Source organism: Roseinatronobacter domitianus, from assembly GCF_023336755.1.
Lineage (GTDB): Bacteria > Pseudomonadota > Alphaproteobacteria > Rhodobacterales > Rhodobacteraceae > Roseinatronobacter > Roseinatronobacter domitianus.
Window position 1 is genome coordinate 49,469 of sequence record NZ_JALZWP010000009.1, and the last position, 25,218, is coordinate 74,686.

Genomic DNA, 25,218 nt, shown 5'->3' on the forward strand with positions numbered 1-25,218 from the left:
CACATGCGCCGGGCATTCTGCACCTTGCCAAGCTTTGCTCCCCTTCTAGCGACAGGATGATGCGCATGCGATCTGCCCCGGAATTGACAATCGCAGGCCGCGCCATCGGCCCCATGCATCCGCCCTTGGTCATTGCCGAGATCGGCATCAACCATGGCGGCGATCTGGCCGTCGCCAAAGAAATGGTGCGCCTTGCCGCCGCCTCTGGCTGCGAATGTGTCAAGCATCAGACGCATATTCTGGAAGACGAGATGACGGATGAGGCCAAGTCGATCTTCCCGCCCAATGCAGATGTGTCGATCTGGGATGTCATGGCATCCTGCGCGCTCTCGTTGGAAGATGAGGCAGAGCTGAAGCGCTACACCGAAAGCCTTGGGGTGATCTACATCTCCACCCCGTTTTCGCGCGCGGCTGCCGATTTTCTGGACACGCTTGACGTGCCGGCCTTCAAGATCGGTTCGGGAGAGGCCGACAACCTGCCGCTGATCCGCCATATCGCGCGCAAGGGACGGCCCATCATTCTGTCCACGGGGATGCAAAGCATCGACAGCATCCGCGCGGCGGTCGATATTCTCGATGCCGAAGGCGCGGATTATGCGCTGCTGGAATGCACAAACCTCTATCCCAGCCCGCCCGAAATCGTATCGCTGCGCGGTGTCACCGAATTGCGCGAGGCATTCCCGAAGGCCGTTGTCGGCTTTTCGGACCATTCCATCGGCCCGGAAATGGCGCTGGCTTCGGTCGCGCTTGGCGCGTCGATTCTGGAGCGGCACTATACCGATACGCGCTACCGCAAGGGCCCCGACATTATCAATTCGATGGACCCGGCGGAACTGCGCTTCCTGATCGACCGTTCGCGGGAAATCTGGATTGCGGCCAACAACCCCAAGGCGCGTAGCACCGCCGAGGAAGATGTTTACCGTTTCGCCCGCGCCAGCATCGTCGCAGATACCGACCTGCCCCAAGGCCATGTGCTGACCGAAGCCGATATCTGGGCGCGCCGCCCCGGTTCCGGTGAAATCGCTGGTTATGATTTCGACAAGGTCGTGGGGCGCACACTGACCCGCGCCGTTACCCGGAACACGCAGTTGAAATGGTCCGATTTGACATGACCAAGCCGCGCCGCATCCTCTTCGTCACCGGCACGCGCGCCGATTTCGGCAAGCTGGAACCGCTGGCGCTTGCGGCGCGCGATGCGGGGCATCATGTGTCGTTTTTCGTGACCGGAATGCACATGCTGCCCGCCTACGGGCTGACCAAGGTCGAGGTGCATCGCGTGCCGGGCGTGGATGTGGTCGAATTCCTCAACCACCGCGAGGGCGACCCGCAGGACGTGATCTTTGCCAAGACGGTTATCGGCTTTTCCGACCATCTGCGGGTAGAGCCGCCCGATCTGGTTGTAATTCATGGCGACCGGGTCGAAGCCATGGCCACCGCGCTGGTCTGCGCCACGAATTACATCCGCTGCGCGCATATCGAAGGCGGCGAAGTGTCGGGCACCATTGACGAGGTGTTTCGGCATTGCAACACCAAGCTGGCGCATAGCCACCTTGTCAGTTCGCTGACCGCGCGCCGCCGCGTGCTGGCCATGGGCGAAAGCGCCGATTGCGTGCATGTCATCGGCTCGCCTGAACTCGACACCCATTCCGCGCCCTCTGGTGTCACGCTTGATGCGGTGCGCGCGCGCTATGACATTCCCTTCGACAGCTATGGCATCGTGATCTTTCACCCGGTCACGTCAGAAGCCTCTAGCATGGGCCAACAGGCCGCCGACCTGTTTCGCGTGCTGGACGCGTCGGGCCATGGCTTTGTCGTAATCCGCCCCAATAACGACCCCGGCGTAGATGCGATTCAGGCGGTGATCGCCGCCCTGCCACCGGCGCGGTTCCGGGTACTGCCGTCGATGCGGTTTGCACATTTCTCGGAACTCTTGCGCAACGCGGCGGCCATCATCGGCAATTCCAGCACCGGCGTGCGCGAGGCGCCGTTCCTTGGCATCCCCAGCCTTGATATCGGCACGCGCCAGACCAATCGCGCGCTCAGTGCCTCTGTGCATCAAGCCGCCGCTGACGACCACGCCGGAATCGCCACGTTCCTGCGCGACGACTGGGGCAAGCGCCACGCCCCCAGCCAGGAATTCGGCGCAGGTCGGGCCGCCGATAATTTCCTGTCGGTTCTGGCCGATCCCGTTTTCTGGACGCGGCCCCTGCAAAAACACTTCACCGAAGGTGCAACATGACCGCGCCTTGCCTTGCCATTGTGCCGCTGCGCGCAGGCTCCAAGGGGCTGCCGGGCAAGAATACCCGGTTGCTGGCGGGCCGCCCGCTTTATGCGCATGCGCTTGAACAGGCGCGTGCCGCAGGCATTTCCCCAGCGCTTGTCACCAGCGATATTGCGGAACTGGCCAGCGCCGAGCTTGGCCCCGGTGCGCGTTTCGCGCCCCGCCCGGCGCATCTGGCGCAGGATACCACGCCAATGGATGCCGTGCTGGACCATGTGCTGACCCATGACGCGCCCGGCCCCGCGACCATTGTGCTGTTGCAGGCCACCACGCCGCTGCGCGCGCCGCAGGACATTGCGCGCGCAATCGCACTGCATGCCACTGGCGAGCATGCCTTGGTGATGTCCGCCACCCGCGCCGAGTCTGGCGTGCTGAAATGGGGCACCGCCGAAAACGGGCGTTTTGTGCCCTTGTCGCGCGATGCCGCGCATTGCTTCACCAATCGCGCCGAACTGCCTCCTGTCTATAGGCCAGATGGCGCGGTCTATGTCTTTGACGCCGACGCCTATCGCCGCGCGGGCAGCCTTGGCGCCTTGGCAGTGCACGGCGTGGGCATGGTGGAAACACCGCTCGACCGCGCATTCGACATCGACACATTGGCGGATTTCAGCCGTGTCGAAGCGTTGCTGGAGGCGCGCGCATGAGCTGGCCCAATCTGTTCATCGTCGGCGCCATGAAGGCGGGCACCACGGCGCTGCACGCCTATCTGGACCAGCACCCAGACATCTTTATGTGCGACCCGAAGGAACCCAGCTACTTTTCCAAAAGCAGCCCGGACCAGCAAGATACCGAACGCTATCTGGCGCTGTTCAAGGCGGGCGCGGGCTGTCGCTACCGGGGCGAGTCGAGCACGCAATACACCAAGCACCCCACTGTGACGAATGCGCCCGCGCGGCTGGCAGATGCCTGCCCAGAGGCGCGCATAATCTACATGATCCGTGAACCCGTAGCGCGGATCGTCAGCCAGTATTTGTTCAACCGGCGGGTGCATGGCGAAACGCGCCCGCTGCGCGAAGCCGTGGCGGCAGACCCGCGCTACCGCGATTATGGCGACTACGCGGCGCAGATACGCCCCTACCAGAAGCGTTTTGGCCCGGTCATGGTGCTTCAGGCAGAAGACTTGGCAAAAGCCCCCCAAGCTATAATGGATCGGGTTTGCAATGGGCTGGACTTGCCTACGATCCGCGTTGAGCAGGGCGAACAACGCAATCGCACGGCGGACGCGCTACGCCGCCATGACGTGGCGACGCGGGTGCTGATCCGGCCCGAGCTGGAGCCACTGCGCCGCGTGGTCAAGGCCGTGGGGGCCAAGCAACTGGTGCAAAGCCTTTGGGACAGGTTCAACCCCCCGGCCCCGATGCCGGTGACAGACGCAGAGCGCGCCGGGCTGGAACGTGATCTGGCGGATTGGCGGGCAGAGCAAGCACACGCCATTGCCCCGTTGCTGGATGGCCGCCCTCTAGCGTGGAATACAAATGTGTAATGCACCCTACGCCCAACAGGTGTCGGAGGCAGATCCGCAGATCACCCTGTGCTTTTTCGGGATCACCAGATCCCTGCCGCACACAATAGATGCATTGCGCCAAAATGTGATCAATCCAGCGCAAGCCCTCGGACCTTGCCGCATTTTTGCGCATTTCTTCGACCAGCGTCAGATCGACAACCCACGCAGTGGCGAACATGTCGGTGTCGGCGCAGATGACTGGAAACTGCTTGCACCAGACTGGATACAGATCGACCCACCGGACCAATTCCTGCCGCAGATAGAGGCGAACAAGATCACATCTTTCGGTGACACATGGGGCGATGGCGGACGCTCACGTCGCAATCTATTGCACCAGCTTCGGTCGCTTGACATTGTGACAGAAGCAGCACTGGCAGACCCAGTACCGGATCGCACCGAACTGTTTCTGTTCTTGCGCCCCGACCTTCTATACCATGATGATTTTACCGGCGCAGTTGGGCGGCTTTTGCAAGACCGGGCGGATCAGGTAGTCACAGTGGCGAATTGGCAGCATTGGCGCGGGCTAAACGACCGGTTTGCTCTATGCAAAGGGCGCGTGGCCGCCCGAACTTACGGGAATAGGCTGGGCGCCGCGCTAGAGTATTGCAGCGCCTACGGCCCACTACATGGCGAAAAACTGCTGAAACATGTGGTTAGAACTAACCCAGTAACCCTGCGACTGACCAAGCTACGGGCAAGCCGGGTGCGGGCCAATGGAACGCGCAAGCCTGAATCTTTCCTGCATTACCGACTGCATAACCTAAAATGGAACGCTATTGCGATGAGCTACAGAATTTACAAGGCGACCGGTCTGGCCCAATTACGGAAAGGACGTTCGCGACCATGACCCGTCTGAGTATCTTGGCCATCTCGCATGAATCACTGCTGTATGGCGCACCGCGCAGCCTGATTTTCGCATGCCTGCATCTTGTGCAGAGGCACGATATTCGTCTGTTGACACATGGCGCGGGTGATCTGGTGAGCTTCGCACGTGAACAGGGAATTGACATAAAGGTGTTGAACCCCTGCAATGGGGTTCCCGACACCACACGCGCCCCGCTTACCTACAGGGTGGAACAGGCATGGCTGCGGGTGCAGAGGCGGCTGTGCAAGTTGGCGCGGCTGGGACGGGTCTGGCGCGAAGCTCGCATAGTGGACCTTGTATATGTCAACACAGTGCTGCATTCCGCCCCTGTTTTGGCCGCTTGGCTGCGCAAGCGGCCCGTCGTGATCCATGTGCGCGAGGCTGAAAACTACCTCAAACCGCGCGGTCGGGCGCTGGGGCGGTTGTCACGTATGCTGGGCCGGGCGCGCGCGGTGATCTGTGTGTCAGAAGCCGTGCGCAAACTGGTGCTGGAGGTGCCGGGCACCGGATTGCGCCCAGACCAGGTTCACACAGTTTACAATGGTATTCACGCCGAGCAATTCCGTCCAGACCCGGCGCAGGGACAGGCTTTGCGCGCGCAGTTGGGGATCGCTGAAGACGCTCCTGTGGTGGCGTTTCTGGGCAGCATGAAACCTCGCAAAGGGTTGGACCTGCTAATGGCGGCCGCTCAGGGCTTGCAGGCGCAAAATCCCGATCTGCATTATATTATTGGTGGCGGCAGCGCCGAGGATATTGCCGCTTTCCGCGCCGCGCATCTGCCGGATGCGCTGGCACCAAGAGTGCATTTCCTGGGCTTCGTGCAGGATGTGCGGCCGGTTCTGTGGGCTGCCGATATTTTCACCATGCTGTCGCGGGTCGAACCCTTTGCGCGGGTGAACCTTGAAGCCTCTGCCGCCGGCTGCGCGGTGCTGGCCACCGCTGTAGATGGCAATCCAGAGATTTTCACGCATGAGGACAACGCCCTACTGGTTGCGTCCGACGATACCGATGCCATTCGTGATAGTCTGGCGCGGCTTGTGTCGGACCCGGCCTTGCGGGACCGGCTGTCGGCCCGCGCGCAGGCCGTCGTGACCGAACGTTTCACAATGGAAGCCTGCCACAACCAGATAGAGGCGATCCTGACGGACGCGGTTCAAGCAAAGCGCGCGGTTCCATGACTTTTACGCTGAGCATCGGTATTCCCAGCTACCGCCGCGCCGAGGACGTGGCGTTGCAGGTTGCGGGCGTGCTGGACGCTCTGCCCGATCTGCCCGTGACCGTCATTGATGACGGCCCGGACGAGGCCGTGGCGCAGGCACTGGCGCCGTTTTCAGGGCGTATAACGCTGCACCGCCATGCAACCAATCTGGGCTATGCGGCAACCTTCGCCGAATTGATCGCGCAGTGCGCCACGACCCATATCCTGCTGAGCGCGGATGACGACCTGTGCGACCCCGAAGCTCTGCGCGCCACGCAAGCCATGCTGCGCGAGCACGCGCCCGATTTCGCGGCCACATGGTTCATGGATGCCGCGGGCACGCGCAAGCGCGGGCGTGACCATCCTGAGACCCTGTCGCTGGCCGATCTGCGCGATGCGAGCGGTCACGCACCGGGGCTGGTCTACCGCGCCGAGGCCGCACGCGCGGCGCTGCCATTCCTGCAATCCCGGCTGGATGCAGGCTGCTATGCCGCGCGCACCTATCCGCAAGTTCTGGTGGTTGCTTACATTGCCTTGTCGGGTGGCCGTTGCCTGTGGCTGCCGGTCGCGCCGGTGCGCGAAGGCCGCGCGCATCCGCCCGCTTTGCAAGGTCCGAATGGGCAAGGCTATGATAGCCCCGCCGCGCGCCTGCTGGAAACCGAGGCTTTCGATAACGCGTTTGAAGCGATGGCAGAGTTCCTGCCCGCCACCGCAACCGAACGGTTGGGCGCGCTGCGTCTGGTGCACCGCCAAGACCTGTATCGCCGCTTCATGCGGGCCTTGCGCAAACATCATCCCGCGTTGGTCAGCGACTGGCTGACTGGAAGCATGCGGTATCTGCGCCCGTCCTTCGCGCGTCACATCGCGAATTCCTGGTCGGCCAGACGTGCAGGCGCGCGGGCCGAAGCCATATTGAGGGACGTGCAGCGATGACACTGGTGGATGATCTGCGCTGGATACGCTCGGAAACGCGGCGCGTGCGCAAGGTTGCGCGCTTGCGCCGTGCCGCAGGGCTTGCCCCGTTTGCATTGACCGAAGCGCGGTCGCGGAAGCAGTCCGACACATTGGTTGTGCTGGGGTCGGGGCGATCCATCAACCGCCTGACCGATGCCGACTGGCAACGGCTGGACCGCGATTACGACACGCTTGGCCTGAATTTCTGGATGCTGCATCCCTTTACCCCGCGCTTCTACCAGTTCGAAGCCGGGCCAACCGACGACCGCACCCGCCAGTTAGAAGATTTCCTGACCGAACGCGCGGCGCGCATGGCCCATGTGATGATGATCTACAAAGACATGGAGCGCAATCAACTGGACCTGTCACGCCTGCCCGACACTACGGTGCAAAGCCTGCGGGTTCTGAACAAGGTCAACTTGCCAGTCACGACAGAGCCACGCTTGGAACGCGCCCTTGCGCTTGTGCGCAGCATTGGGCTGACACGGGCGACGGGTCTGCTGCTCTTCGCGCGTGCCTCTATTGTGCAAGCGGCAACCTTCGGGGCCGAGATGGGTTACAAACGCATTGTGCTGGCCGGCGTAGACCTGAATGACACGCGCTATTTCTGGGACGAAGACCCGCAACTGTCGTGGTTCAGCACCGCACAACCCGGCACCATCCACCGCACCATGGACCCGACACTGGCCGGCGTAACGGTGGACCGGGTCTTGATGATAGTGCGCGATCAATGGCTGGCACCCACCGGGGTAGAGCTGTTCTGCGGCCATGCCTCATCGGCCTTGCACCCGCGCTTGCCTGCGTTCTTCGGATGACGGGCACGCCGCTCATATCGGTGATCGCGCCCAGCTATCATGACTGGCCCCGCGCGCGGATGCTTGTGGCGGCGCTGTTGGCGCAAAGCGTGACGGATTTCGAGATCCTGCTGGTCAACAATGCCCCCGACGATCCGCCCCCAGCAGATTTCCCCCAAGACCCGCGCCTGCAAATCCTGACCGAAGCGCGCCCCGGGTCCTACGCCGCGCGCAACCGTGGGGCGGCGTCGGCGCGCGGGCGCTTTCTGGCCTTTACCGATAGCGATTGTCTGCCGAACCCCGATTGGCTGGCCGCTTTCCTGCACTGCGCAGAATCTCATGACGGGCTGATTTCGGGCGCTGTGCAAATGTTCAGCACCGCCCACGACATGACCGATCTTAACTGGGCAGAAAGTTATGATTTCTTCTTCGGGATCAATCAGGATATCTATGTCCGCGACGGCGTAGCCGCCACCGCCAGCCTGTTCATGCCGCGCGCGCTATTTGAAGACACGCGCGGGTTCGATGCCAGCCTGAAATCCGGCGGTGATGTGGAGTTTTGCAAACGCGCCGCACGGCAGTATTCCGGCCCCGGTCCTGCATTGGTCTATTGCCCACAGGCCATATTGCGCCATCCGCTGCGTAGCGACCTTGCAGCCCTTCTGATAAAGGCGCGGCGCGTCGCGGGAGGGCGCGCAGCCCGTGACGGCTGGCGCGCTCTGCCGATCACACTAGCACCCCCGGTGGTGAGGTTCCGCATTCTGTTGAAAAAGCAAAGCCCCGGCGGCACTGCAAAACTGAAAGCCGCGGCGCTGATCCTGCGGATCAAGGCTTTGGAAATCAGCGAAACACTGGCCGTTCTGGTGTTGCGCCGCGCGCCAATGCGGTAGCCCCGAATGGTTGCAAACCCGGCGCGAACCGGGTTAGCTGCCGCCACCGTATGCGACAATTTTTGGGGTCGGGAAGGTTTTGAAAATGAAAATTACTGTCGTGGGTCTTGGCTATGTCGGGCTGTCCAATGCGGTTTTGCTGGCGCAGAAAAACCATGTGACCGCTGTCGATATCGACGCGCATCGCGTGTCGGCGGTAAACGCGGCGCAATCCCCGATCGAAGATCCGGACCTGTCGGACTACCTTGCGAACAAACCGCTGAACCTGCGCGCGACGACAGACCTGTCAAGCGCGCTTCCAGATGCCGATTTCGTCGTGGTGGCCACGCCCACAGATTACGACCCGCAGCACAATTTCTTCGACACCTCCTCTGTCGATAGCGTTATCCGCACGGTGCTGGCGGAAAACGACCATGCGCTGATCGTCATTAAATCAACCATTCCGGTCGGGTATATCCGTAAAATGCGCGCCGAATTTGGCAGCGACAGGATCGTATTCAGCCCCGAATTTCTGCGCGAAGGACAGGCGTTGCATGACAACCTCTATCCCAGCCGCATCGTCGTGGGCGAACGGTCCGACCGGGCGCGGGCCTTTGCGCAACTGCTGATAGAGGGCGCTATTGCAGCGGACATTCCCGTGCTTTTGACAGACCCGGATGAGGCCGAGGCGATCAAACTGTTTGCCAATACCTATCTTGCCATGCGCGTTGCGTTCTTCAACGAATTGGACAGCTATGCGATGGCCGGTGGCATGGATACCCGCCAGATCATCACCGGGGTCGGGCTGGACCCAAGAATTGGACCGCATTACAACAACCCGTCTTTTGGCTATGGGGGATACTGCCTTCCCAAAGACACGCGCCAGTTGCTGGCCAATTACGCCGCCGTGCCGCAAAACCTGATCGCAGCCATTGTCGACGCGAACCGCACCCGCAAGGATTTTCTGGCCGATCAGATCGTCGCGCGCAAACCCCGAACCGTCGGCGTCTACCGACTGGTGATGAAAGCGGGCAGCGATAATTTCCGGCAAAGCTCCATTCAGGGCATCATGAAGCGCGTCAAGGCCAAGGGGATCGAGGTGATCGTCTATGAGCCGGTGATGCAGGAAGACAGCTTCTTCGGCTCTCGCGTGGTGCGCGATCTGGACGCCTTCAAGGCCGAGGCCGAGGTCATCATTGCCAACCGTCTGACCGATGATATTCGCGATGTCAGCGACAAGGTGTTTACCCGCGACCTGTTCGGTGCCAACTAGATACGCGTCACCGCCCCAGAAGCGCGCGGCAGGCGGCCAGCACATCTTCTTGGTATAGCCCGGCCTGAGCAAAGCGGTCCACGGCGGCACGGGCCATACGCTCAACCTGCTCCGGTTCGGCCAGCAAAGCTGCGATACGGTCGGCATCGGCCTGCGGCGTGGCATCCCCTAACAAGAGCGCATTCTGCTCATTCTGCGCGTAACGTCCAATTTCACCCACTGGCGTAACGACCGGCACAAGCCCCAGCTGCATGGCTTCGACCACTGACATGGCCATGCCCTCGCTATGGCTGGGCATCAGGAAAAAGCTGTGCCCTTCGGCACGCGCGAAAATCTGGTCGCGCGGTAGGGGACCGGTAAAATCCACCTCCAGACCCAGCCGCGTGGCCTGCGCGCGCAACGCCGCGTCCTGCCCACCATCGGGACCGATCAGCGTGAAAGATACGTTGGGATGGTGCTGCTTCAACGCCCCCAGAATACCAAGCGCGCGGTCAAGCCCCTTTTGCGCATGCAGCCGCCCCCAAAAGATGAACCGGGGCGCAGGCTTAGCGGGGGGCAGCGGGTCCAGCCGTTCGGTCACAAAGGAAATGACCCGTCCCTTGCCGCCTTTGGGGAGGCGCGCCGCCAGAGTGCCCGCGCTATCGGCCCATATCTCATGCGCGAGCGGGATCAGCGCCGCATGCAGCAGACGGTCGGGCAAATGCACGGGGCGGTCCAGATGCAGGAACACCACCAGCTTCAGGCGCGGACGCAACAGCTTCGCCAGCAGCGCCACGATGGCAGACCGCCAGAGCGAGACGATCAAAAGGTCGGGCTTGCGCCGCAGGATATGGCGCAGCGCGCCTGCGTAATTGGCGAGCGCCCATTCGCTCTCGCGCGGCCCGGTCCAGATATCCGGGTCCGCCGGATGCGCGCCGCCCTTCGCAGACAAGTAAACCCGCCCGAAACGCAGCTCACCGTGATCGCCCACAGGCAAAGACCGCGCCGCCACCTCGACCCCGCCGATGCCGTCATAGGGGATGAGGTGGAGGGTGACGGGGGCAGTGGTATGCATGGTGCGTCCCAAGAAGTCAGAAAATAAACGCGCCAGCCTTATGAAATCGGACCATCAGGCTGCATGCACCTAAGATACGCATTCTGCGCTTCTTGCAATGCGGCCTCCAGTTTTGCGATACTATGTGCAATGCTCTCCGAGATGACCTCGCGGCTTCTGTTCGAATCTTCCTGAGAGACACGATATTCTTCCAAAGCAGTTTCAAGAGCCTGACCGTAGCGCCGTGACGCTTTGACTGTCTTTAGCGCATTGTTCAGCCCGCTGACCCCGGTTTTAGCGTTACCAGAAAGGCTATCACTTACTGTCCCTAGAACATAAGTGGCGTTGTCAAAGCCCATATTCTCAAGCGCTTGGCGCGTCTGATCGGGCTGTCCGCCCAAACTTCCGCGGCCAAGATCGTACGTGTTCATGCCTTGGGTCCCAAGGTAGGCATAGGCCTGTTGTGTTGGGCCATCCGCAAGTGCCGCTCCGATATTGATGGTGCTCCGCGTGCTTGTCTCGATGACATTGCCCCAGCTTCCCTGACCATAGGCCAAGTTTGTTAACGACTCTGTCATATCGATGGAGGACATGCCTGCTGTGGCAACAATCTCGACATTCTTTCCGCTGACCCCGGTTGGATCCAACTTGTCGAGAACATCACCTGCAAAGGCTGCTGCCAGATCAAGAAAGGAATAGGAGGTTTCCTTGATCAACTGCGCTACAAGAAGCCCCTTGTTCAGCCGCCCCAGCTTTGTATTCTGACGTAAAAATGCCTGCTGTTCTTCTTTTAGCGCGCCGATTTCCCGACGAATATTTGCAACTTTCTCAGCCTCACCTGTGCAGGTCTGGGGCTGGTAAATGTTGAAACGAAAATAAGTCTGCTGCAATTCAGGATTGACACACATTTTGGTTCTAGGCATCCCCATACTCCATCGTCAACAATCTGGTTTTCACCCAATCTCATACTCAAACCCACCATCCCCAATCCCCACCTTCACATCCGTGAATTCCACGCCTTCCAGCGTGCGGGTCAGGACGGCGCGGGACAGGTCGGGCAGGATGGTGTTGGTGATGATGTTGTCCACCATCCGGCCCCCGCTGTCGGGGTCGCGGAATTGCTCTACGATATGGTCCACAACCGCATCCGTATAGACCATTTTTGCGCCATGCCCCGATTTCATCCGCCCCACGATGGCGTTCAGCTTCAGCCGGACAATGCCCGACAGCACCTCGGCCGACAGCGGAAAATACGGGATGGTCACGATCCGGCCCAGAAGCGCGGGCGGGAAGACGGCTTGCAGATGCGGGCGCAGCGCCTCTGACAGCGCGTCAGGTTCGGGGCGGGTTTCGCCGCGTGCGGCCATGTCCATGATCGCCTCTGTCCCGACATTCGAGGTCAGCAGGATCACGCAATTCTTGAAGTCGATCTTGCGGCCCGTGCCATCTTCCATGATGCCCTTGTCGAAGACCTGAAAGAATAGTTCATGCACATCCGGATGGGCTTTTTCGACCTCGTCCAGCAGCACCACCGAATAGGGTTTGCGGCGCACCGCTTCGGTCAGCCGCCCCCCTTCGCCATAGCCCACATAACCCGGAGGCGCGCCTTTCAGCGCCGACACCGTATGCGCTTCCTGAAATTCGGACATGTTGATGGTGATGACATTCTGCTCGCCGCCATAAATGGCTTCGGCCAACGCCAGTGCGGTTTCGGTCTTGCCCACGCCCGACGGGCCGCACAGCATGAACACGCCGATGGGCTTGCCGGGGTTGTCCAGCTTGGCGCGGTTGGTCTCGATCCGTTTGGCGATTTGTAACAGCCCGTGGTCCTGCCCGATGACGCGTTCGCGCAGGCGGTCGGGCAGTTCCAGAATGGCGCGCAATTCATCCGTGACCATGCGGCCCACGGGAATGCCGGTCCAGTCGGAGATGACGCTGGCCACCGCCTGCTCATCGACATGGGCGTAAATCATGCGGCGGTCGGCATCGCCGCCGTCCAGATCGGCCACGCGCGCGGCCAGATCGGCGCGCAAGGTGTCCTCGTCAGGCAGCGGGGCGTCGGTTTCCGCCTCGCCCTGCCCTGCACGCGCCTCGGCCAAGGTGTTGCGCAAGGACAGGATGTCGTCGACCAGTTCTTTTTCTGTGCTATATTCGCCATCCGCCTCGGCCAGCTTCGCGGCCAAGTCGTCAAGTTCCTCGGCAATTTCGGCCAGACGAACCGCGTCTTGCGTGCCCAGATCGGCCTGCGCCTCTTGCGCGGCCTGCTCGCGTTCCAGCGCGGCGATATTCGCGCGCAGATCGGCCACGCGCGCCGGTGTTGCGGATTGGCTGATCGCCACACGGGCGGCGGCCGTATCCAACAAAGAGACGGCCTTGTCCGGAAGTTGCCGCGCGGGCAGATAACGGGCCGACAACGTGACCGCGGCCACCACAGCCTCGTCTGCAATGCGCACCTTATGATGCGCCTCCATCGGGGCCAGGATGCCGCGCAGCATGGTGCAGGCTTTCGCGATGCTGGGTTCAGGCACGTCGATGGGCTGGAAACGCCGGGTCAGCGCCGGGTCTTTTTCGAAATGGGTGCGGTATTCGGCCCATGTGGTTGCAGCCACAGTCCGCAAGGTGCCGCGCGCCAAGGCCGGTTTCAGCAGGTTGGCGGCATCGCCAGTGCCGGCGGCCCCCCCGGCCCCGATCAGCGTATGCGCTTCATCAATGAACAGGATGCTCGGTGTCGGGCTGGCCTGAACCTCGTCAATGACAGAGCGCAGACGCTGCTCGAACTCGCCCTTCATGCTGGCCCCGGCCTGCATCAGCCCGATATCGAGCGCAAAGAGCTTTACGCCCTGCAAGGCGGGCGGCACATTTCCGGCGACCAAAGCCTGCGCAAAGCCCTCGACCACAGCGGTTTTGCCAACACCCGCTTCGCCCGTCAGGATCGGATTGTTCTGGCGGCGGCGCATCAGCACGTCAATGATCTGGCGGATTTCCTCGTCGCGGCCCACGATCGGGTCCATCTTGCCGCTTTCGGCCTGCGCGGTCATGTCCACCGCAAAGCGCCCCAGGGCGCTGCTGCCCCCCCCCGGCGTATGTGCGGCCTCTTCCGAGCCGCCCGCGCCCAGCCCGGTCCCGTCCATCGGGCGCATGTCGTCTTCGTCCGACCCGGCCCAAAGTGTGCGTGCATCGGCGGCCAGTTGCTTGTCATCCAGCGTGCTGAGCAGCGCACTCATCTGGCTAAGCGCGCGATACAATTCGCGGGTGCGCAGGATGGCAAGCAACACATGCCCCGACCGGATCTGCGCTTCCCCGAACAAAAGCGTGGCGTAATGCCAACCCCGGTCCAGCGCTTCTTTGAAATGCAAGGACGGGCCGGGCATTTCCGTGACATTGCGTTTGAACCCGGCAATGCATTTTTCCAGATCAGACAGGACCATGCCACGGTCCATGCCCATCTGTTGCAGCGACATCGACACGTCCGACCGGTCATTCGCGATCACATGATACAGCCAATGCGCCAGTTCTACATGGCGGTTGCCCTCACCCTTGGCATGGCGAAAGCCCTGAATGAAGGCGTCGTATCCAAGGCGGTTCAGCTTTCCGGCAATGGTTTCGATGCTGATCTCTGTCATGATGTGAACCTTCTTGCAAATGTGTCAGGGGGGTCAAAAGGCGGAAAACGCGGCGCAGACACGGCGACGCGGGACGGGGTTATCGGGCGCGGGCTCGGTTGCGGCGGCGGGTGTAAAACTGGTCCATCCCAGATCGCCCGCACGGCCCAGAACCGTGGGAGGCACAAGCTCGAAGGGCAGGCTTAGCGCGATCTCGACCTCTGTCGTGACACCCAGCCAGCTTTTCAGGAAATCCGCCAAACGCCGATGGGCCGCGCGGCCGGGCAGATGCGCCCGATAGGTCTGAAGCGAGTCGCAGTGCAATGTCAGGCGCAACTTATCGGACAAGCTGTAGCTGCGGGCGCCAAGGCAGGTATCCTGCCCCAACCGGCTGGCCGCAGAGCCAAGACGGGTGCGGTCCTCGTCCTCGAATTCCAGCCATGTGCCGACATGTTCTTCCAAATCGAACGGCATCTCGACAATGTGGCCAAGGCATTGGCGCAAGCGCGTGGCGCTGCGGACACGCCCGGACAACAACCCGGTCAGGCCAAGACGCACCGAATCCGGCAGGCTGTCACGGTCTTGCAGCGCAGGCGTGCCAATGCCGGTCAGCGCACCCAACCACCGGCGAAAGCGGTCATCCGCCGGCCGATCCGCCTGCACCACGGGGCGGGCATCGGCCCACGCGCGATAGAAGAGTTGCACGAAACGCATGGCGAAAATATCGGCAAAGCGCGCAAAGGACGGGTCGTCATGGCGCTGCATCCATTGCTGTGCCTCTGCCGTCAGCGCCAGCGGCAAGGCGCCTTGCGGTCCGAAATACCCCATGAACCGAACATGCACATCATGCGGGCCATTTGCGTTCAGATCCACCCGCGTGACGTTGCAGCCGGGAAACGCCATGAAGGGTTCCTGCCGTGGAAACACAATTTCCTGCGCCAAGGTCGCGGCCTGCCCGATACGCGGCAGATCGGGATAGGCGCGCTCGAACTGGCGCATCAGGGCCAGCACATCAAGGCTGGCACAATCGCTTTCGATACGCTGGCGCAAAGGCGCAGACAGGCGCAAGAGCCGGTCCGGGGCTTGCGCGACACTCACAGAACTGGCCCCGTGCCGCTGCGCGGCGGAAAGCGCAGCACCTCGCCGCGCGCCCGCGACCGGATCACCGTCTGGGTGAAACTGTTGACCTGCACATTATCGGCCAGAAAACGATCCAGAACCGCGCCAAGGATCGCAAAGCCCGTGCCCTCGAAGGCCTGATCCTCGAAGGTCAGGGTTACTTGCAACCCGCGCACCGGAGCAAACCCATCGGCATGACGCATAGAACGCACACGCGGCTGCACCTCGCAGCCGATCAGCCCTTGCACATGGCGCGCGCTGATCGCATCGGACAGGTCGGAAAACAGGCCAAGCACATCGCGCAAGCCACCCGCCGGTTCATCTGGGTTGCGATCGGTCAAACCAAGCTGGTTGAATTTCAGACAATTCAGAAGTTGCCACAGCCGCGCCCCGCTACTGGCGCCGACGGTGCTGCTTTGGGCATGTGGCACATCCTGCAACGCCAGCGGCAACCGAGGCACCGTCGGACCGGCAATGCAGGTCAGACCGATTTTGGTGTCATCCACCATGCGGAACTTCACCCCCTGCGCGCCGCCGCGCAGATGGGTCGGCAAGTGCCGATTGGTGCAAAGCGCATCGACCTGTAAACCACGCGCAGGCGGGGCGGCCTCGTCGGCAATCCGGGTCGGCTGGTGCAGCGCGATCAGGGTTTCAGAGCCGATATAGGTCCGGTTTGGATTGCGCCGCATTTCCTGACGCGACACGCGCCGCGGACGACGCCGAAGGCTGAAATACAGCGCATCTTCCGGGCGGGCCTGATGCCCCGGCAAAGCGTGGACCGGCCAAACCGGCAGCGTTGTCTTGCCATCGCCGAAATGCGCGCGCACCCGTGTCAGCGAATGCAATTCGTAATTCTCGGAGGGTGAAGGTTGCGGAGCCAGCAGATATTCCGAATGCGCCTCGTCTACGCGCACCCTTGCGCAGCGTTCCTGAAAGAGATTGATCGCAGGCGCAGCGTATAGCCTGAAATTGCGCGGCCCCAGCAAAGGCGCAAGGCGCCCATCCGCTTGGTCAAACTCGAACAGCAAATCGAAACTGGCTGACGGCACATGGGCCAGCAATTCTTGCAGCCCCAGCAGGCGGAACCCCATGAATTTCTCTGGCAAGATATGAAAGTCGCGCAGCCGTTCGAAACCTTCAAAAAAGCGGGTCTCTTCGGGAAAGAAACTTTCATCGGCGTCAAAGCCCACCTGCCCCAGCAGGTCGGTGGGTGCGACCCTGAAATGCAGATCGCCCTGCGCATCCAGCCAGCGCAGCGTAACGCGCTTGCAACGCCCGAACACCTGCTCATAGAGCGCGTTCATCTCGGCTGTGGGGCCGTCGAAATGCAGATTGAGCCGCGACAAGCCCGCTCTGGCCAACTCCTGCATAGGCAGCACACCATCCGCCTTGCCGTCAGGGTCAGCTTTACCAACCGCACCGCGCCGCACGAAACGCAGGCGCAGGCCCGCGGCGGTGCCTGCCATGACCTCTAGCCCAAGCGCCTGCAACGTGCTGGCGCCCGTGGTATATTCGGCGCGCTCCAACTCTATTGGCCACAGCTCCAGCGGCGCCGACAGTCGAAAGCGACAACTCATGCGGCGATCGCCATCAGTCAGCAAGGCGTCCAGATAGCTTCCCGGCGCAAACCGTTGACCCATGGCAAGGTCGGCTTTGCGAAAATCGGGTTGCGCCTGCACCAGCATGGCCGAGGGCACCGGCGCAAGAAAACCAGGCATCAGCTGTTCCAACAGCGCGGTTGTAAAGGTCGGAAACTCACTACTTATTTTAAGTTGAACCCGCGCGGCCAGAAACGCGGCGCCTTCCAGCAAGCCTGCAAGCCCAGGGTCCATCCGGTTGCGCACCAATCCGCCCAGACGCGCGGCAAGCCCCGGATACTCCGCCGCGAATACTTCGGCACGCTCGTAAAGCGTGTTGAGTTCGCGTTCATAATGATCGAGGAATTCCTGCTGCATACGGGCGAAGCCTAACCTGTGCCCATATCGCCGGATCGTGGAGCGCTCGCATCTGCGGCCTTGGGTTCGCGCGCCCGGCGCGGAGCCTTGTTCCGCCCCAGATTGCGCAGATCAATCTTGCCGGACCCGACATCCATCTCTGCGATAAATTCCAGTGGAATATCCACCGGATGACACAACAGATCGGCCTGCACGGTGAAGGACACGCGCTGGTTCAGTTCGTCAACCTCGTCTTGCCGCACGACCTTCAAGCTGTGTTTGTCCAGGCGCGGCTCATGCGCCAGCAGCACCTCGCGCAGCGCCTCGCTCAAGCGCCCCAAATGGGCTTGGTCTGTCGTCAGATGAACCAGATCATCCATACCGAAATTGAGTGTGGATTTCGTAACCCGCGGATACGCCCTCAAATCCATGACCGAGCCCAGATTCACAGTATTAAGCAAATGCCCAAGGTCCAAATCAAGGCTCTCCCGCAGCATCACCTCATTAGAGACGCCAGATTTAACGACCGTTTCGACGGGGCGGTCACTGTCGGGCTGGCCACGTCTGCGCCCATCTCCCGTGCGCGCATGATCCCGAAATGCCTGCAACAAGGGCATGCGCAGGCTTTGCATCTGAGAAGATTTGCCGGACGATCTGTTGGTAGCAGACATGTGCGCCCCTTGAGCGGGTTAGGACAGGTGGCGACCAAACGACGTTAAACGCGCGGTTCCGGCACCGGCCGATCAACCGAACCGCCATGCGCGGTTCTGACGGGGCGCACCCCACGGCCCTGCAAATTTCAGGACCGTGGGGTGCAGCATTCTTACATCGGCTTGTTCTTGGCGATATCCCAGCCCGCCTTGGTCGAGCCTTTCTTGCCGCCCTTCTCGTCCTGCTGGGTGTATTCCAGATTGAACCGGGCGAAGTTGAAGCTGAGCGTCTCTTGCACGCGGTCCAGGTCATCATTCGACCCGCCGGTGTTGTAAGAGGACACAAGCACTTCTTCCATCGTGAGCTTAAGGTATTCTACCGGCTTCGAGCCACCGGCCTTGCGCACGATAAGCTCTGCCTTCTTGATGTGACGCCCGGAGGTACAAGCCTTGATCAGGTCGGCTGTGGCAATATCGACCAGTTTGGTGAACGTGATATCAGACACATTCACTTTACCGCCGCCACCGCCGGTTGCCATGTGGGTGGTGCCGCTCTGGCTCATGCCCCAGGACCAAGCCATGACATCGATCTCGCCTTCGTAGCCGTCGATGACGCTCTCGCCTTTTATCCCGTCAATCTTGAGCAAAATGTCTACAGCCATGATATCCTCCGATGTGTGAATGCTGTATTAAAGATGAAACGTAGTGTCAGTTTGATGGCAGTTTGGACACAAGGCTCATGCCGATATCCATGCCTTCCATCTGAAAGTGCGGGCGCAACAGAAACTTTCCGACGTAATAGCCCGGATTTTCAGGGTCTTCGACCACATCGACCTTGGCACCGGCCAAAGGCAAGCGGGCCTTTTCGTCATCGGTCGCATTTGCGGGCGCAATGTGGACATAGGAGCTGATCCAGTCCTGCAACTCATTTTCAAGCTGCTCGCGCTCGCGGTTCGAGCCGATCTTGTCGCGCACCATATGCTTGAGGTAATGCGCAAAACGCGACACCGCGAACATGTAGGGAATACGCGAAGACATATTCTCCGATGCGGTCGCTTCGGCGGTCTGCATCTTCTTGGGCTTGTAAAGGGATTGCCCGCCGATAAAGGCCGCCTTGTCGGTGTTTGACCGGTGCACAAGGCTGATAAGCCCGGCTTTGGACAATTCCGCCTCACGCCGGTCGGTGATAGAGGTTTCTGTCGGGCATTTCATGTCAACCGCGCCCTCATCCGTCTTGAAGGTGTGAGTCGGCAGATTGATAACCTCGCCCCCCGACTGGACACCGCGAATTTGCACGGTCCAGCCATAGGTCTTGTGCGCGCGGGCCACATTCGCACCCATCGCATAGGCCGCGTTCATCCAGGCATATTTCTCGCCGGTATGTCCGTCGGTTTGTTCTTCGAAATTGAACTCATCCACCGGCAGGCTGTCTTGCCCATAGGGCGAGCGGGCCAACATGCGCGGCATGGTGACGCCAAGGTAGCGCGAATTCTCGCTCTCGCGCAGCCCGCGCCATGCGGCGTAATCCGGCGTCTCAAATATCGAACCGATGTCATAGGGGTTCGACATTTCATTCCAGCTTTCCATGCCGAGCAGGCTGGGTGCCGCAGCGGTGAAAAACGGCGCATGGGCTGCTGCTGCAACCTGCGACACGCCCCGCAGGATACGAACATCTGCGGCGGAATGGTCAAATTGATAATCGCCGATCAGGCAGCCATAGGGTTCGCCCCCGGACGTGCCGAAACCTTCTTCATAAATCTTTTTGAAGAACGGGCTTTGATCCCACTTCGCCCCGCCCCAAGAGCGCAATTCGCGCTCCAGCTCGGATTTCGAGATATTCATGACGCGCACCTTGAGGGTTGCATCAGGTTCGGCATTGTTCGTCAGGTATTCCAACCCACGCCAAGCGCTTTCAATTTGCTGGAATTCCGGCGCGTGCAGAATTTCGTTCATCTGGTCGGACAGTTTCGCATCCAGCTTGGCGATAATTTCGTCCACCGTGTCCAGCACATCTTCCTTGACGACCGACTGATCGCTCAACGCTTCCCGCACAAGGGCCGAGACCGCGTTCTCAACCTCATTTTCCCGTGTCGAGTCGTTGCGTGGGTTGAAGTTTTCCTTCAACATCCGCGAAAAATCGTCGGCAGAGAGCGTTTCGGTTTCGCCAAGCTGCTGTTGCTTTTCTTGTTCCATTTTTTCGTCCCTGTAATCGCTACGCGAAATTCTGCGGAGCACCCTGCCCCACCATGGCCAGCGGCTTGTCAGGTTGCGCTGTCGCCGTCTTTGGACGTCGCGGCCTTTTCGTCGAGAAGTTTCATCAGCTCAGGGTCCGACAACAATTTGCGCAGCACGTCCTGCGCGCCGGATTTGCCGTTCATATATCGTTGTAAATTTGCAAGCTGGCGGCGGGCATCAAGCAACTTCTTGAGCGCGGGCACCTGTTCGGCAACGCGACCGGGATCAAGATCGTCCATGTGCTTGAACCGCAGGGTCATACCCAGTTGCTCGCCATCTTCCTCGGCCAGCTTGTTGGGCACCGAAAGGGAAATGCCCGGCTCGACGCTTTCCATGAACTGATTAAAATTTTGTGGGTCAATCTGTGTGAACGCGCGATCGCCGACTTTCGGCTTTTCCTTGTTCGACGCATTGCCTGACAGATCCGCCATCACGCCCATTACGAAGGGCAATTCGACCTGCGTGTCGGTATCATACGGGTCTTGATAAGAGATGCTGACGCGAGGCGGACGGTTGCGACGCAATGCGCTTTGCGCGGAATCAGACATGCGCTATCCTTTTGACTAGAATACTTTCTTAGGATGAAGCCAGAGCCGCGCACGCTTGTCAAACCGTTTGACGTAAATTTTCGGATTCATTTCGTGCAAGTGCCGTCATTTTGGCGCCGCGGCCCAGTGCGGGTGCTACATGCAACCGGAGCGGAAAACGGTTCTGGATTTCCCCTGCGCCCTGTTGCATAAGGCAAAATAAGCCATGTGGTCAGCTGTGGTGGGAAGTCGCGTCTTTTAAGGCGCTTTTATCTGCTTTCTGTCATTTTTGGCCGGAGCATCCCCCAGCACGGCCCCAAAATGAATATTATCGCGAAACGGAATTTGTCTCGTGCACAGAATACTAACCGTCTGCACCGGAAATATCTGCCGCTCGCCGGTTGCCGAAGCGGCCGTTCGTGCTGCGCTTGACGGCACGACGAAGCGCCAGGCAGAGGTGTCTTCCGCCGGGCTTCATGCTCTTGTCGGGCGCGGGATAGATGCCGACAGCGCCGCTGCGGCGCAAGCCTGCGGGATTCCGCTGCACAACCATGCGGCCCGTCAGTTCGATACTGAAATCGGGCAGCAATGCGATGTCATTCTGGTGATGGAAACGCATCATCGACAGGAAATTGCGCAGCGTTGGCCACATTTCTTGAGCAAAACCTTTCTGATCGGACATTTCGACAATGCCCGGCAGGTTCCCGACCCTTACCGCCAGGCGATGGGAATGCATGCCCAAGCGGTCGAGATCATCTTGCAATGTAGCGAGTCATGGGCGATTCAACTTCGAAAGATGATTACCTGACTTTTGATGCGCAGGACCAAGGTCCGCGCACCCTGACAGCGAAAAGCGGAATAGCATGGCCAAGAACATGACAGAGAGCGATGACGAAGGCTCCGAAATCCAGCTCTCGGATATCTTTGCGCAGCTTATGGCGCGCAAATGGATCATCCTTGCCACGACCTTCGTCGGTTTGCTGATTGGGCTGTTTCAAGGGCAGTTGCCCCCGGATGAGTATCGCGCAAGTGCGCTTGTAAATATCGAAAAGCGCCAACAAAATATAGAATTACCAGAGATTTTGATCGGTGGTGGTTTGCGTTCTGATACGACCCGGATTTCGGCAGAGGCACATATCATCAATTCGCGGTTTATTCTGGATCCGGTGGTTCGCGACCTTAATCTGGACTGGCGGCTCACACCACAACGGTTTCCGGTGATCGGGCATGTCGCCGAACGCCGTGCCGTGCCGAGCATCCCCAATTTCATCGCTCCGAGCTATACCCGTTATGGCGATGAAATAGAGATGGACTTGCTTGAGGTTGATGAGCCGTTGATCGGCCGGCGCGCGACGCTCGAAGTGACTGGCGCAGAAACCTTCATGGTGCGGTTCGGACAGCAGGCCCCGATCGAGGGCAAGGTTGGCGAAATCGTTCAAGTGGTTCCCGGATTTCGGTTCCGCATATCAGAGATGGCGCTGCCTGCGGGACGCATCTTTACCGTGCAACGCGTGCCGATGCGGGTTGCGGCGGCGCGCCTGCGCGCCGGGCTAAGCGTTCGCGAACGCACACCACCCATCAATTCCGGCATCGTGGATTTCCGGTTCACCAGCACCGACCGGGACCTGACCCTGCAAGCCGTGAACGCCATCGTCGATTCCTATCGCGCACAGACGCTCGACCGTAGGTCAGCAGAAATTGACCAAAGCCTGGATTTCATTCAGGATCAGCTTGAGGATGTGCGTTTGCAAAGCGCACAGGCGGCGCAAGAACTGAGCGAATTTCGGTCCCAGCGCGAAACCACCCAATTAACGACCAATTCACAGGAACTGCTTGACCGCATTGTCGGGATCGAAGCCGAAATCGAGGAACTGCGTTTTCGCGAAGAGCAGCTTGCCCAGCGCCTGACGGAAAATCACCCCGACTACCGTGCGCTGATCGACCGACGCGTCCGTCTGGAAAGCCGACTGGAGGAAATGCGGACCGCCGCGACACAGCTCCCACCGCTGGAACAAGAATTGCTGCGCCTGACGCAGGCGCAGGAACGCGCAATAGAAATTGAGCGCCAATTAAGCGCGCGCTCCGAGCAGTTAGGCGTGGTGCGCGCCAGCACCGTCAGCAACGTGCATATGCTGGAACCCGCAGAAGCGGCGTCCCATATCGGGCCGAATCGGACGCGTCCATTGCAACTTGGCGGGATGCTCGGGCTTGTCTTGGGCATTGGCTTTGTGCTGGGCCTGAACTTCATGCGTCGCGGCATTGATGACAGCCGCACAATCGAGGAATTGGGCCTGTCGCTTTTTGCCACCATCAACCGCGTGACGGGGTTGCGCACAGGCGGGCATTCGGACCCGAACTATGCACTGGCCCGCACCATGCCGAGCGACATCGTGGTGGAATCACTTCGTGGCCTGCGCACGGGTTTGCAGTTTTCGCTGGCCTCGGCAGAACGCAAGAGCCTGATGATTACCTCCCCCGCGCCATCGCTGGGGAAATCCTTTGTATCCTTCAACCTCGCACTCGTCTCGGCGCAAGCGGGCGGGCGTATATTGCTCATCGACGCGGATATGCGCAAAGGCAAGCTGCGCCGCCAGTTCAATCAATCCCAAAAAAGTAAGGGGCTGTCGGAATTGCTGTCACGCAGCGCCACCATCGAAGACGTGCTGGTGACGGACCCTGACACCGGGCTGGACTTTATCGGCTCTGGGAAATACCCGCCCAACCCGGCTGATCTGCTGACCTCTGCCGCCTTCGATCAATTGATGCGCGATGCGTCAGATGCCTATGATCTGGTCATCATCGACACGCCGCCAGTGCTGGCCGTGACCGATCCCGGCATCATAGGACAGAAGGTTGGCATGTCGCTACTGGTGGTCAAGCACCTGGAAACCACCCGCGCCGAAATCCTCTCGACGGTCAAGATCCTTGATACAAGCGGGGTTAAGCTTTCGGGGGCGATCCTGAACCAGTTCGACGCCTCTGCAAGCCGCTATGGGCATTATGGCCATAAGTATGGCTATTACGGCGGCTACAAATACGGCTACGATTAAGCCACGTTTACGCGCTGCGTCAGTTTTCCGACAAGGCGCGCAAACGGTCCAGACCATTGGTGAAGCCCAACATCGACAGCGGCACGCTTACCTGTTCGTTGTTGCGCGACACCATCACGACGGCGCCGTTGGTGCCCCGCTGCATGGCCGTGATGATATCCTCACTCAGCGGGATCAGGGACAGGCAGCCTTCAGAAAGGCAAGTCTCGTATTCCCCACGGACCACAATTGTATCTTCAACGGCAATGCCCAGCCCTTCGGACAGTTTCAGGCCGAACGGTGTGATAAGCACGGCCACAGGTTGCCCGCCATCGCTAAGCCGAACCGAAAATGCCAGAACACGTTGCCCGCTTTCCTGCTGATTGACTTGCTGCACCATTTCGCAAAGCCGCGGCCCCTCTGGCAGCGTTTCGCAATTCACCGACCAGTCGCGGAAGACCTCGCGCAGACTGTCCGGGCCAGTTTGCTGTGCCAAGGCCGCGCTACCCGTCAAGCCCAGTCCCATAGCAAGCAGGCTCGGCAGCAAATTATGTCGCATCTGTTATCCTTTCATCTTCGCCTAGCAGGGAATGACCCTGTCACATCCCCAGCCGCTTGCCAAAACGAATAAGTGCTGCGCCCAGACCGATTCGCTTTTCCTGAATGACGATCTCTTTTTGAATAACCGGCGCTGCCGCATCGGACCCATCAGAGATTTTCTGCGCATAGGCCCAGTTGTCCTCGGTGCGGAAATTGCCGTAACCCGGCTGACGCTTGATGAGCAGTTCGTATACCTTGCGCATTTGCGGCAGGTTCCGTTCTTCATCCGGCATCGCCAGAACTCGCTCGGAATTACGCATCGACTCGCTGGTCCCATAGGTCCAGTCCAGATCGTCGAGGATTATCCAGCCGCCCGGTTTAAGCAGCCGGTCCACGAGAAAAAAAGCAAAACCATCCACATCCCAATTATGCGCCCCGTCAAGGTAGCAAAGGTCGAAACGCGGGGTGGGATCTTCTTCGAGCATTTTCATCAGCCGCCAGAGGTAGCTGCTGTGCTCGTAGTTAAGGCTAACCTTGTCACGCAAACCAATTTTCGCCAGCAGATCGCCAGCCGACGGCTGCATATCGCGTATTTTCTCACGGTCAATGGCAGTAACATGCCCGTTCGGAAAATCACTGACGGCGTTGGCCATGTAGCAAGTCGAAATGCCGTGGTAAAATCCCAGCTCCAGTACAGAAGACAGCTTGTGTTCAGCGATTAACGCAGTGATGCGATCCGCCTGCTCAATCGTCATGTAGGGCACATGTCCCAGCCTAGAGTGAATCTCGGAATTGGTCAGCATAGATAATA

At 60.2% G+C, this 25,218-nt stretch carries 23 protein-coding genes; 12 read left to right on the plus strand and 11 right to left on the minus strand.

The window, feature by feature from the left end; all coding sequences use genetic code 11:
- The first annotated feature begins 65 nt into the window (after positions 1-65).
- The 10 genes from M3N55_RS10420 (at position 66) to M3N55_RS10465 (ending at position 9,738) form a co-directional block, all read left to right on the plus strand.
- Complete coding sequence (locus M3N55_RS10420) at positions 66-1,112, plus strand: N-acetylneuraminate synthase family protein (RefSeq protein ID WP_249058590.1); 1,047 nt, start codon at positions 66-68, stop codon at positions 1,110-1,112.
- Entirely contained in the window at positions 1,109-2,239 is a 1,131-nt protein-coding gene (gene neuC, locus M3N55_RS10425) for a UDP-N-acetylglucosamine 2-epimerase (RefSeq protein ID WP_249058593.1), read from the plus strand. Before M3N55_RS10420 ends, neuC begins: the two co-directional genes overlap by 4 nt.
- Positions 2,236-2,925, plus strand: a complete 690-nt coding sequence (locus tag M3N55_RS10430) for an acylneuraminate cytidylyltransferase family protein (protein ID WP_249058594.1) — start codon at positions 2,236-2,238, stop codon at positions 2,923-2,925. Before neuC ends, M3N55_RS10430 begins: the two co-directional genes overlap by 4 nt.
- Positions 2,922-3,764, plus strand: a complete 843-nt coding sequence (locus tag M3N55_RS10435) for a sulfotransferase (RefSeq protein ID WP_249058596.1) — start codon at positions 2,922-2,924, stop codon at positions 3,762-3,764. Before M3N55_RS10430 ends, M3N55_RS10435 begins: the two co-directional genes overlap by 4 nt.
- Positions 3,757-4,632 carry a hypothetical protein gene (locus M3N55_RS10440; protein ID WP_249058597.1) on the plus strand — a complete coding sequence of 292 codons (876 nt, stop codon included), beginning with the start codon at positions 3,757-3,759 and terminating at the stop codon, positions 4,630-4,632. The genes M3N55_RS10435 and M3N55_RS10440 overlap by 8 nt, the downstream gene beginning before the upstream one ends.
- The gene (locus tag M3N55_RS10445) at positions 4,629-5,828 is read left to right on the plus strand and encodes a glycosyltransferase family 4 protein (protein ID WP_249058598.1); all 1,200 of its coding nucleotides are present in this window, start codon (positions 4,629-4,631) and stop codon (positions 5,826-5,828) included. Before M3N55_RS10440 ends, M3N55_RS10445 begins: the two co-directional genes overlap by 4 nt.
- Positions 5,825-6,781 (plus strand): glycosyltransferase family 2 protein, encoded by a 957-nt coding sequence (locus M3N55_RS10450; protein ID WP_249058599.1) that lies wholly within the window; start codon positions 5,825-5,827, stop codon positions 6,779-6,781. Before M3N55_RS10445 ends, M3N55_RS10450 begins: the two co-directional genes overlap by 4 nt.
- On the plus strand, positions 6,778-7,617 hold the full coding sequence (locus M3N55_RS10455) for a hypothetical protein (protein ID WP_249058600.1): 840 nt from the start codon (positions 6,778-6,780) through the stop codon (positions 7,615-7,617). Before M3N55_RS10450 ends, M3N55_RS10455 begins: the two co-directional genes overlap by 4 nt.
- The gene (locus M3N55_RS10460) at positions 7,614-8,486 is read left to right on the plus strand and encodes a glycosyltransferase family 2 protein (protein ID WP_249058601.1); all 873 of its coding nucleotides are present in this window, start codon (positions 7,614-7,616) and stop codon (positions 8,484-8,486) included. Before M3N55_RS10455 ends, M3N55_RS10460 begins: the two co-directional genes overlap by 4 nt.
- Positions 8,487-8,571: 85 nt before the next feature.
- Positions 8,572-9,738, plus strand: a complete 1,167-nt coding sequence (locus M3N55_RS10465; RefSeq protein ID WP_249058602.1) for a nucleotide sugar dehydrogenase — start codon at positions 8,572-8,574, stop codon at positions 9,736-9,738.
- A gap of 7 nt (positions 9,739-9,745) precedes the next feature.
- Here the strand turns inward: M3N55_RS10465 and M3N55_RS10470 are convergent, their stop codons facing one another.
- From M3N55_RS10470 to tssB, 9 genes are all read right to left on the minus strand, one after another.
- Positions 9,746-10,792, minus strand: a complete 1,047-nt coding sequence (locus tag M3N55_RS10470; protein WP_249058603.1) for a glycosyltransferase family 4 protein — start codon at positions 10,790-10,792, stop codon at positions 9,746-9,748.
- Between the two features lie 38 nt (positions 10,793-10,830).
- Positions 10,831-11,694: a hypothetical protein gene (locus tag M3N55_RS10475; protein ID WP_249058604.1), complete on the minus strand. Its 864-nt coding sequence runs from the start codon at positions 11,692-11,694 to the stop codon at positions 10,831-10,833.
- Positions 11,695-11,724: 30 nt separating this feature from the next.
- On the minus strand, positions 11,725-14,394 hold the full coding sequence (gene tssH / locus M3N55_RS10480) for a type VI secretion system ATPase TssH (protein WP_249058605.1): 2,670 nt from the start codon (positions 14,392-14,394) through the stop codon (positions 11,725-11,727).
- Between the two features lie 33 nt (positions 14,395-14,427).
- Positions 14,428-15,471: a type VI secretion system baseplate subunit TssG gene (gene tssG / locus M3N55_RS10485; protein ID WP_249058606.1), complete on the minus strand. Its 1,044-nt coding sequence runs from the start codon at positions 15,469-15,471 to the stop codon at positions 14,428-14,430.
- Positions 15,468-17,447 carry a type VI secretion system baseplate subunit TssF gene (gene tssF / locus M3N55_RS10490; RefSeq protein ID WP_249058609.1) on the minus strand — a complete coding sequence of 660 codons (1,980 nt, stop codon included), beginning with the start codon at positions 17,445-17,447 and terminating at the stop codon, positions 15,468-15,470. The genes tssG and tssF overlap by 4 nt, the downstream gene beginning before the upstream one ends.
- Before the next feature lie 11 nt (positions 17,448-17,458).
- Entirely contained in the window at positions 17,459-18,097 is a 639-nt protein-coding gene (locus M3N55_RS10495; protein WP_249058611.1) for a type VI secretion system baseplate subunit TssE, read from the minus strand.
- Positions 18,098-18,249: 152 nt separating this feature from the next.
- Positions 18,250-18,738, minus strand: coding sequence for an Hcp family type VI secretion system effector (locus tag M3N55_RS10500; protein WP_249058613.1), 489 nt, complete (start codon positions 18,736-18,738; stop codon positions 18,250-18,252).
- A 46-nt stretch (positions 18,739-18,784) separates the two neighbouring features.
- Positions 18,785-20,269, minus strand: a complete 1,485-nt coding sequence (tssC, locus tag M3N55_RS10505) for a type VI secretion system contractile sheath large subunit (protein ID WP_249058615.1) — start codon at positions 20,267-20,269, stop codon at positions 18,785-18,787.
- Positions 20,270-20,337: 68 nt separating this feature from the next.
- Positions 20,338-20,859 carry a type VI secretion system contractile sheath small subunit gene (gene tssB / locus M3N55_RS10510; protein ID WP_249058617.1) on the minus strand — a complete coding sequence of 174 codons (522 nt, stop codon included), beginning with the start codon at positions 20,857-20,859 and terminating at the stop codon, positions 20,338-20,340.
- Positions 20,860-21,190: 331 nt separating this feature from the next.
- Between tssB and M3N55_RS16855 the strand changes: the two genes are divergently transcribed.
- Positions 21,191-21,646: an arsenate reductase/protein-tyrosine-phosphatase family protein gene (locus M3N55_RS16855; RefSeq protein ID WP_428982641.1), complete on the plus strand. Its 456-nt coding sequence runs from the start codon at positions 21,191-21,193 to the stop codon at positions 21,644-21,646.
- Between the two features lie 67 nt (positions 21,647-21,713).
- Complete coding sequence (locus M3N55_RS10520; protein WP_249058620.1) at positions 21,714-23,888, plus strand: polysaccharide biosynthesis tyrosine autokinase; 2,175 nt, start codon at positions 21,714-21,716, stop codon at positions 23,886-23,888.
- Between the two features lie 19 nt (positions 23,889-23,907).
- Here M3N55_RS10520 and M3N55_RS10525 read toward each other — a convergent pair whose 3' ends face one another.
- Positions 23,908-24,426, minus strand: coding sequence for an invasion associated locus B family protein (locus tag M3N55_RS10525; protein WP_249058621.1), 519 nt, complete (start codon positions 24,424-24,426; stop codon positions 23,908-23,910).
- 40 nt (positions 24,427-24,466) lie between these two features.
- The gene (locus M3N55_RS10530; RefSeq protein WP_249058622.1) at positions 24,467-25,210 is read right to left on the minus strand and encodes a class I SAM-dependent methyltransferase; all 744 of its coding nucleotides are present in this window, start codon (positions 25,208-25,210) and stop codon (positions 24,467-24,469) included.
- Positions 25,211-25,218: the final 8 nt, after the last annotated feature.